Source organism: Paenisporosarcina sp. FSL H8-0542 (assembly GCF_038632915.1).
Classification (GTDB): Bacteria; Bacillota; Bacilli; order Bacillales_A; family Planococcaceae; genus Paenisporosarcina.
In genome coordinates this window covers 1-10,000 of the sequence record NZ_CP152050.1, presented here as the reverse complement: position 1 = coordinate 10,000, position 10,000 = coordinate 1, and the positions used below count along the sequence as shown (strand labels likewise).

Below are 10,000 nucleotides of genomic sequence, written 5' to 3'. Positions count from 1 at the left end.
ATGGAGGCACATTGTTCATCATGTTAAATCGTCATTCAATTACACATGTAACGCCTGTTCATCAATTGCCATTGATGGATACGCTGATGGTAACGTGGAAAGATAAAACATTACTCGTATTTATTATTGGCGGCATCTTGATAAATGTTGGCTACTCACAAATTGATTCGAACTTACCTCAGTACATACAACAGTCGTTTTCTGATGGGGTAGCACTTTTTGCTAAGCTCATTGCACTCAATGCAATTCTCGTTATCATTTTGCAAGTTCCTTTAAGTTTGATTACTGAAAAATGGCCGGTTCTCCGTGTCATGATACTAGGGAGTCTTTTCTTTGCTATCGGGTTTGCAAGTTTTGGTTTTGCTACCACAGCAATTGGCATGATGATTGCAATGGCAATTGTCACCATAGGTGAAATTTTCATTTTCCCATCCACCAGTGTCTTTATTGATCAAATTGCACCCGAGAATCGAAAAGGAACTTACTTTGGGGCTGGCCAGTTTCGGTCCATTGGAAATTTCACTGGTCCTGTTCTTGGTGGATGGTTACTTCAGGACTTCGGCGGGGATTTCTTGTTTTCTGTAATCGCAGTCATTATTTTGTGCAGCATTTTCTTTTACTACTTGGGGAATCTGCACATTCTTGAAAAGCAAAAAGCACAACTTCTGCAGGCAGTGGAGCAATGAAAGAAAACTACTGTTGAAGTAGATACGTAATTAAGTCATAGGCTCAGTTAAATGATGATGTTGTTGATAGGAAGGGAATCTGCGACAAACCTTTTGCTCCTGCGGTTACTCGTCGCAAAGAATAGGGCCAAAAGTTTTTGCCTTATTCTTTCCTGCGGAAAAACCTAAAAACTTGTGCTCCTGTTTCTGTTTCTGTTTCTGCATCGCTACGCTAGCTTCGAAACATGGTAGATCGTTGCATCGCTACGCTAGCTTCGAAACATGAAAGTACGTTGCATCGCTGCACTAGCTTCGTCCGCGGAAAGAGAGCCGATTCTCTCTAATTTTCATAAAAAAATCAACTTAAAAAGCTAACAGAGTCAAGTCATAAAAAAAGGACTAAGGCGCATATGCACCTTAGTCCTTCTATTATTCTTCTGATGAATCTGATTCTGTCGGTAAGTCTTCACTTGCTTCAGTTGTTGATTCTTCTCCATCAACTATTGAAGTTGTGCTTTCTTCACCATCTTCATCAAATTCTTCTTCATCTTCAGCTTTCTCTACTTTTGCGACAGTTGCCACAAGTTCATCATCGCCTAAACGAATCAAGCGAACACCTTGCGTGCTGCGGCCAGTGATAGAAATGCTGTTAACATCCATTCGAATTAACATTCCATTAATCGTGATGAGCATCAAATCTTCTGAACCATCAACCGCTTTAACTGCGGATAATGGACCAGTTTTATCGGTGATTTGGCTTGTCTTAATACCAACTCCACCACGAGACTGCAAACGATACTCCTCTTCAGGTGTACGTTTTCCGTAACCATTCTCCGTCACTACCAATACTTCCTGACCTGGCTCCAGGATTTCCATACCAACGACGTGATCGTCTTCACGTAATCGAATTCCTCGAACTCCAGATGCTGTACGTCCCATTGAACGGATATCTGTTTCTTCAAAACGTACGAGCATACCATTACGAGTTCCGATGATGATGTGTTTTTTCCCATCGGTCAATCGCACAGAAATCAACTCATCGTCGTCTCTTAAAGAGATTGAGATAAGACCGTTCGCTCGAATATTGGCAAATCCACTGACTGGCGTACGTTTCGTTACACCCAGACGCGTGGTAAAGATGAAGTACGCATCGTCTTCAAATGATGCCATCTGAATCATTGCGGTAACTTTCTCTTCTTTATCGACACCTAATAAATTGACGATTGGCAATCCTTTAGCTGTACGACCGTACTCAGGAATTTCGTATCCTTTCGCACGATACACCTTACCTGTGTTGGTAAAGAACAGGATGGTATCGTGAGTAGAAGTGTATAGGAGATGTTCGACGAAATCATTTTCATTCGTACCCATTCCTTGTACGCCTCGTCCACCACGTTTTTGGCTACGATACGTATTTACCGGCAGACGTTTAATGTATCCATTATGAGTCAAAGTCAGAACAGAGTTCTCACGTGGAATCAAGTCTTCGTCTTCCATCATTTCAGCGCCACCTGCAGTAATTTCCGTACGTCGTTTATCGCTGAAACGCTCTTTGACTTCATTCAACTCTTCACGAATGATTTGAATAACTTTCAATTCGTCCGCTAAAATCGCTCGAAGTTCTGCAATCAGTTTTTGAAGTTCCTTGTATTCTTCTTCAATTTTATCGCGTTCCAAACCAGTTAAACGTTGAAGACGCATATCAAGAATTGCTTGGGCTTGACGTTCAGACAAGTTGAATTGAGCAATTAATCCTTGTTTTGCTTCTTCTCCCGTCTGTGAACTACGGATCAATGCAATGATTTCATCAATATGATCCAAAGCGATACGAAGACCTTCTAAAATGTGAGCTCGGTCTTCCGCTTTTGTCAGTTCAAACTGTGTACGTCGTTTAATGACGACTTTTTGGTGCTCTAAATAATGATATAAAATCTCTTTCAAGCCAAGTACTTTTGGCTGACCATCGACAAGCGCCAGCATATTCACACCAAAGCTTGATTGAAGAGCTGTTTGTTTATATAAATTGTTTAATAGAACGTTAGCATTGGCGTCTTTACGGACTTCAATGACGATGCGCATTCCGTTACGGTCTGACTCATCGCGAAGATCTGTAATGCCGTCAATTTTCTTATCGCGCACAAGTTCCGCGATTTTTTCGATAAGGCGAGCCTTATTCACTTGGAATGGAAGTTCATGAACTAAAATGACTTCCTTGCCATTCGATTTTTGTTCAATTTCAACTTTACCGCGGATAATGACAGATCCACGCCCAGTTTCATAAGCACGACGAATGCCGCTTCGTCCTAAAATAATACCACCAGTTGGGAAATCAGGACCCGGAATGATTTCCATTAGCTCTTCAGTAGTGATGGCTTCATTTTCAGCAAGTGCCAACACAGCTTCAATGGTTTCACCCAAATGATGTGGCGGAATATTTGTTGCCATACCAACTGCAATCCCTGACGTACCGTTTACCAATAAGTTTGGATAACGACTTGGTAGGACAATCGGTTCTTTTTCTTGACCATCATAATTATCTTTGAAGTCAATTGTGTTTTTGTTGATATCACGCAGTAATTCCATCGCGATTTTCGACATACGGGACTCGGTATAACGCATTGCTGCCGCCGCATCTCCATCAACTGATCCAAAGTTTCCGTGACCATCTACTAACATATAACGATAACTCCAGTGTTGCGCCATTCGAACCATTGTGTCATAAACGGCCGTATCACCATGTGGATGGTACTTACCAATTACGTCTCCAACAATACGAGCAGATTTTTTGTACGGTTTTTCTGCCGTATTCCCCAAATCTTGCATCGCATATAAAATACGGCGATGAACAGGTTTTAAACCGTCCCGAACATCTGGAAGAGCTCGTTGAACAATAACACTCATTGCATAGTCAAGAAATGACGTTTTCATCTCTGTACTGATATTAATTCCTCTAACTCCATCATTTGCTATATTCGTCACGCAGGCGACCTCCCTTCACTTGGGGTATTAAATATCCAAGTTTTTCACATAAATTGCATTTTCTTCGATGAATTGACGGCGAGGTTCTACTTCGTCCCCCATCAAACGTTCAAATGTTTCATCTGCATCAATCGCATCTTCTAAGTTTACTTGCAACAAAGTACGAACGGCTGGATCCATTGTTGTATCCCATAATTGAGTCGCATCCATCTCTCCAAGACCTTTGTAACGTTGAATAACTGGTTTTGGTTGTTTTGGCAAGCGCTCCAGGATTTCTGCTAGTTGCTTATCTGAATAACAATACTCCACATTTTTCCCTTGTTTAATCTGGAACAATGGAGGCTGAGCAATATATACATAACCCGCTTCAATCAACGGACGCATGAAACGGAATAAGAAAGTTAATAATAAAGTTCGGATGTGGGCACCATCTACATCGGCATCCGTCATAATGACGATTTTATGATAACGTGCTTTTTCCAACGCAAATTCGTCACCGATACCCGTTCCAAGAGCTGTAATGATCGCACGGATTTCAGTATTCGATAAAATTTTATCTAAACGTGCTTTTTCCACGTTCAAAATTTTCCCTTTTAACGGTAAAATCGCTTGGAAATGACGATCACGTCCTGATTTTGCTGAACCGCCGGCAGAGTCACCCTCTACTACATACAGTTCACTATCTGCAGGAACACGAGAAGAACAGTCAGCGAGTTTACCAGGTAAACTTGATACTTCCAAAGCGGACTTACGGCGTGTGAATTCACGCGCTTTTTTCGCTGCAACCCGTGCACGTGCAGCCATTAATCCTTTATCAATGACTTTACGGGCAACCGATGGATTCTCCAGCATAAAACGTTCAAACGCTTCCGAAAACAATGAATTCGTAATTGTGCTTACTTCAGAGTTTCCTAATTTCGTTTTCGTTTGTCCTTCAAATTGTGGATCTGGATGTTTGACTGACACAATGGCAGTCAATCCTTCACGCACATCATCACCTGTTAAATTCGTGTCGGCATCTTTGATCATGTTGTTTTTGCGTCCGTAATCATTGATTACGCGCGTTAACGCCATTTTAAAGCCAGATTCGTGCGTACCGCCTTCATACGTATTGATATTGTTCGCGAATGAGAAAATATTAGACGAGTAACCACTGTTATATTGCATAGCGATTTCAATTGAAATGCCGTCTTTTTCACCTTCGATATAAATCGGTTCGTCATGAATCGGCTCTTTTGATTTATTCAAGTGCTCAACGTACGACTTAATACCACCCTCGTAATAGTAAGTGTTCGTGCGCACTTCTTCTTCACGCTCGTCTGAAATGATAATTTTCAAACCGCGGTTCAAGTAAGCTAGCTCACGTAAGCGGTTCGCTAAAATATCATATTCGTAGACTGTTGTTTCGGTAAAAATTTCTGGATCCGCTTTAAAACGGACAGTAGAACCAGTCTTGTCAGTTTCTCCAACAATCGCTAATTCTTTTGTTACTGCACCACGCTCAAATTTGATGTAATGAAGCTTTTCATCACGATGAACATATACTTCCGTTATTTCCGAAAGGGCGTTAACTACTGAGGCACCAACACCATGTAGACCCCCAGAAACTTTGTATCCGCCACCGCCAAATTTACCGCCGGCATGCAATACAGTCATAATGACTTCAACCGCTGGACGTCCCATTTTCTCATGATTGCTGACAGGGATTCCGCGACCGTTATCATCAACTTTAATCCAATTGTCTTTCTCGATTGTGATGGCAATTTCATCACAATGACCAGCCAAGGCTTCGTCAATTGCATTATCTACGATTTCCCATACAAGATGGTGAAGTCCTTTTGAACTCGTCGAACCAATGTACATTCCTGGACGTTTACGTACCGCTTCCAAACCTTCTAATACTTGTATCTGATCAGCATCATAAGATTGCAGTTCTTTTTCTTCCATCGCCATTTAGCTCACCTGCTCTTTCCTACTGTCTTATCGCTATTGTTCTGAAGGGGACTTGCCCCTGGGAATTGAATAAATTTCTTTACGATGTTCTGCGGACTAAGAGGTGATGCATACGTTAAAAAAGGAGTGACGATTAAAGACTTTACACGTGGTATTTCTACCAAGCATCGTGTACGTGGATTTTGCAGCCACGAGTCCCGCTCCGTCTCATCCTTTATCTCGCGAAAATCTAATATCGTGAGGATTTCGCTGTACTTGACGACAATGGTCTTGCCGATAACCACATACAAAACACTCACGCTCCTCCTTCAACATGTCCTTGCTTCACATTAAATATTGCGGCTTGCGTAATCGTTTCATGATCGATGCCATCCACACTTGTTGTGGTAACGAAGGTTTGAACTTCTCCCTGGATGGTATTTAATAAATGAGATTGTCTGTAGTCATCAAGTTCGGATAACACATCATCCAGCAACAATACCGGTGATTCCCCGACTTCTTGTTTGATTAATTCGATCTCTGCAAGTTTAAGCGACAATGCAGTTGTACGTTGTTGTCCTTGAGAACCATAAGTTTGCACGTCATAGCCATTAACGAAAAACTGCAAATCATCCCGGTGAGGACCGGTTAATGTTACACCTCTCGCTAATTCTTGCGCTTTGCCTGCTTGCAATTTTTGCTGCAAAAAATCAGCCATTTGTTCAAATGTCGCATTTTGGTCAAGGCCACTGACAGGGTTATAACGAACTTCTAATTTTTCAAGTCCACGGGAAATCCCGAAATGAATCGGTTCTGCCCATTTTTGAAGAAGCTCCATAAATTGAAATCTTTTACGTATAACACTGACAGCTGCTTGAATATATTGATCAGTATAAACATCAAACATCACATCATTTACAGATGATTTTCCTTGATGCATTTTCAGTAAATGGTTACGCTGTTTTAATAACTTTTGAAACGTTAATAAATCGTGTAAATAAACAGGCGATATTTGCCCAATTTCCATATCCAAAAAACGTCTTCTTACTTGAGGACTGCCTTTTACAAGATGCAAATCTTCTGGTGCAAACATCACCACATTTAGTTGACCGATATAATCACTTAAACGGTTTTGTTCTAAATGATTCACTTTTGCTTTTTTGCCTTTTTTGGATAAAGTCAATTCAAGCGGTAAGCGACCATATTTTTTCTGAACATCACCTTTTATTTTACCATATTCTTCAGCCCAACGTATCAATTCTTTATCATTGGACGTTCGGTGAGATTTTGCCATGGATAACACATAAATCGATTCCATGATGTTGGTTTTTCCCTGTGCATTTTCGCCAATCAAGACATTGATTGTTTTTGAAAAATTTAACGCTAACGATTCATAGTTTCGGTAGTTCGTTAATTCCAGACTTTCTATGTGCATATTATTGCCCGCTCAATGGATCCACAATGCGAAGTTCGCCTACTCCAGGGATGTTTACTAAATCTCCATGACGAAGTTTACGTCCACGTCTTTGATCTACTTCCCCGTTTATCAATACTTCATTTTCCGATAAAAACCATTTTGCCATCCCACCTGAGCTTATTACGTCAGTCATTTTCAGTACTTGCCCGAGTGTTACATATTCCGTTCCAATTTCAAGTTCTTTCAAGTTAATTACATCCTTCGCTTTTTAGTCTATCCCTTCATTTTACTTCATTTTCACCAAGAAGTAAAAAAGGATAGCCCAATAGAGGACTACCCTTTGAATAATTTATTTTTAATATGTGCGAACAGGTAAAATGAGTTGCAAAATTGCATCATCATGAACTGATTTTAAGATGAATGGGCGCATTGCACCGGTGAATTGAACCATTACATCTTGGCCATCCACAGCTTTTAATGCATCCATCATATATTTCGCACTAAACGAGATTTTTAGTTCTTCTCCTTCGATAGATGTTGCTTGAATTTCTTCTTCCACTTTCCCTACTTCTGGTGAACTGGATGAAATTTCAACAACATTGCCTTCCAAAGAGCTAAATCGAACAATATTATTGCGTTCTTCTCGTGCCAATAAAGAAGCTCGATCGATCGCTTGTAGTAATGCTTTCCCGTTTACGGTTACCGTTGTTTTGTATTCACTCGGAATTAAACGAGATGTATCAGGATAATTTCCTTCAAGTAAACGTGAATAGAATAATACATCAGAAGTTTTAAATAACACTTGTTGTTGTGTCATGACGATATGAACTGGTTCTGATGAGTCTCCAATGATTTTACTTAATTCATTTAAGCTCTTTCCTGGAATTACTACGCTATATTCTCCCTCAGGCAGCTGTTCCAAAGTCGTTTTACGTCGAGCTAGACGGTGACTGTCTGTTGCTACACAAACAAGCTCTCCATTTTTCACTTCCCAATGAACGCCTGTTAATACAGGACGACTTTCAGAAGTTGATACTGCGAATACTGTTTCACGAACAATTGATTTCAATAAATCTGCTGGAATGACAAACTGGCGATCATCTTGAATTTCTGGAAGTAATGGATATTCAGAAGCATCCAGTCCAATTAAATGGAATTCTGATTTACCTGAACGAATATGCGTTTGATATTGTTCATTTACTTCAATTTCAACATCACTTGTTGGTAACTTACGAACGATTTCGTTGAACATACGAGCTTGAACAACAATTGTCCCTTCTTCAATTACACGAATTACTTGTTCGCCATTTTCTTCAGCTTTTATAAAAGTTTGAATCGTAATATCAGAATCACTACCTGTTAAGTGCAAACCTTCTTCAGTAACTTCTAATTTAATTCCCGTCAAAATCGGAATCGTTGTTTTAGAACTTACTGCTTTCATTACATCGTTTAACCCATCTAATAACCGTTCACGCATGATTTCAAATTTCATGATTATACCTCGCTTATATATTTATTAATGTTTTAAAAGAATAATAGATATAGTAATAGGGCCTGTGGATTTGTTAATAAGTCCATTTTACCGAATAAAATCAGCCTATCCACATGTAGATAGACTGTGTATAAACTAGGCTGTCCAATGTGGGGTTATCCACAACTGTTAAGACTTACCTAATAGACTCTTAATTTGTTTCAGGTCTTGTTGAAGGGCCTGATCCTCTTTTAATAGAGTTGAAATCTTTTCATGTGCATGGATAACCGTTGTATGATCCCTGCCTCCAAATTCCTCACCAATCTTAGGTAAAGAGAAACTTGTCAACTCTCGAGATAGATACATGGCAATTTGTCTTGGAAAAGCAATAGATTTCGTTCGTTTCTTCGCTGTAAAATCCTCTAAACGTATGTGGAAGTGCTCACCCACCGTTTTTTGAATATCCAAAATCGTAATTTTACGCGGCTTTGCATTCGGCATAATATCCTTCAATGCTTCAGCTGCTAAATCCGAATTCATATCCTTATTAACTAAAGAAGAATATGCAACCACACGAATCAAAGCACCCTCAAGCTCACGAATATTTGAATCGATTTGATTGGCGATGTACATCATGACTTCATTTGGGATGTCCAAGCCATCTGCTTTCGCTTTTTTACGCAAAATCGCAATACGCGTCTCTAAGTCTGGAGGCGTGATGTCCGTAATTAAGCCCCATTCAAAGCGGGAACGCAGACGATCTTCCAATGTTGGAATTTCTTTTGGTGGTCTGTCACTTGAAATGACAATTTGCTTTGATTCTTCATGCAAAGTATTGAATGTGTGGAAAAATTCTTCCTGAGTTTGTTCTTTCCCGGCCAAAAATTGAATATCGTCTATTAATAGTACATCCACGCTGCGGTACTTGTTACGGAAATCTACCGTTTTATTATCACGAATAGAATTAATGAATTCATTCGTGAATTTTTCGGAAGATAAATAAACAACTTTTGCATTTGGGTTATGTTCCTGTACATAGTGACCAATTGCATGCATTAAGTGGGTTTTTCCAAGTCCTACTCCCCCGTAGATAAACAGTGGATTATAGGCTTTTGCTGGCGCTTCCGCCACTGCAAGTGATGCTGCATGCGCAAATCGGTTACCTGAACCGATAACAAAGGTATCAAATGTATATTTTGAATTAAGCATGCCAGGTGAATACTCTGGTTGCTCATCATCTTTCATTGAAACGATCGGTTTAGGAAGTGAGAAATCTTCCATGCTTTGATCTTTAGGTACAACAAATTTGATGGACAGGCCTTCCCCCGTCAATTCGGTCAATATACCGGCTATCAAATGTACATAATGCGTATCAAGCCAATCACGTGCAAATGAGTTTGGAGCCGCAATTGTCACTGTATCTCCTTGATAGGTCAACATTTTTGTAGATTTGAGCCACGTTTCAAAGCTTGGTTTCGAGATTTTTTGCTCCACTTGAGCAAGAACGCTCGACCATAGTTCTTCTAAATGTTCCAA

7 protein-coding genes (1 of these 7 cut by a window edge) are annotated in these 10,000 nt (G+C 40.0%); 1 reads left to right on the top strand and 6 read right to left on the bottom strand.

The window, feature by feature from the left end:
• Window positions 1-686, top strand: partial view of an MFS transporter gene (locus tag MHH33_RS00035; protein ID WP_016428948.1) — the 3' portion only. It extends 526 nt beyond the left edge of the window; 686 of the gene's 1,212 nt are visible here — the last part of the coding sequence; its start codon lies beyond the left edge, outside the window; the stop codon is at window positions 684-686.
• Window positions 687-1,094: 408 nt separating this feature from the next.
• Here the strand turns inward: MHH33_RS00035 and gyrA are convergent, their stop codons facing one another.
• From gyrA to dnaA, 6 genes are all read right to left on the bottom strand, one after another.
• Complete coding sequence (gene gyrA / locus MHH33_RS00030) at window positions 1,095-3,644, bottom strand: DNA gyrase subunit A (protein ID WP_016428947.1); 2,550 nt, start codon at window positions 3,642-3,644, stop codon at window positions 1,095-1,097.
• Window positions 3,645-3,671: 27 nt separating this feature from the next.
• Complete coding sequence (gyrB, locus tag MHH33_RS00025; RefSeq protein ID WP_016428946.1) at window positions 3,672-5,597, bottom strand: DNA topoisomerase (ATP-hydrolyzing) subunit B; 1,926 nt, start codon at window positions 5,595-5,597, stop codon at window positions 3,672-3,674.
• Window positions 5,598-5,892: 295 nt separating this feature from the next.
• Window positions 5,893-7,011: a DNA replication/repair protein RecF gene (gene recF, locus MHH33_RS00020; RefSeq protein ID WP_016428944.1), complete on the bottom strand. Its 1,119-nt coding sequence runs from the start codon at window positions 7,009-7,011 to the stop codon at window positions 5,893-5,895.
• 1 nt (window position 7,012) lies between these two features.
• A complete protein-coding gene (yaaA, locus tag MHH33_RS00015; RefSeq protein ID WP_016428943.1) occupies window positions 7,013-7,240 on the bottom strand; it encodes a S4 domain-containing protein YaaA in 228 nt (75 codons plus the stop codon).
• A 108-nt stretch (window positions 7,241-7,348) separates the two neighbouring features.
• Window positions 7,349-8,485 carry a DNA polymerase III subunit beta gene (gene dnaN / locus MHH33_RS00010; protein WP_016428942.1) on the bottom strand — a complete coding sequence of 379 codons (1,137 nt, stop codon included), beginning with the start codon at window positions 8,483-8,485 and terminating at the stop codon, window positions 7,349-7,351.
• A gap of 168 nt (window positions 8,486-8,653) precedes the next feature.
• Window positions 8,654-10,000 carry a chromosomal replication initiator protein DnaA gene (dnaA, locus tag MHH33_RS00005; RefSeq protein WP_016428941.1) on the bottom strand — a complete coding sequence of 449 codons (1,347 nt, stop codon included), beginning with the start codon at window positions 9,998-10,000 and terminating at the stop codon, window positions 8,654-8,656.

Bases quoted from the DNA above. Each gene is read 5' to 3' on its own strand.
- recF (WP_016428944.1), bottom strand. From the start codon at position 7,011: ATGCACATAGAAAGTCTGGAATTAACGAACTACCGAAACTATGAATCG.
- gyrB (WP_016428946.1), bottom strand. From the start codon at position 5,597: ATGGCGATGGAAGAAAAAGAACTGCAATCTTATGATGCTGATCAGATA.
- dnaN (WP_016428942.1), bottom strand. From the start codon at position 8,485: ATGAAATTTGAAATCATGCGTGAACGGTTATTAGATGGGTTAAACGAT.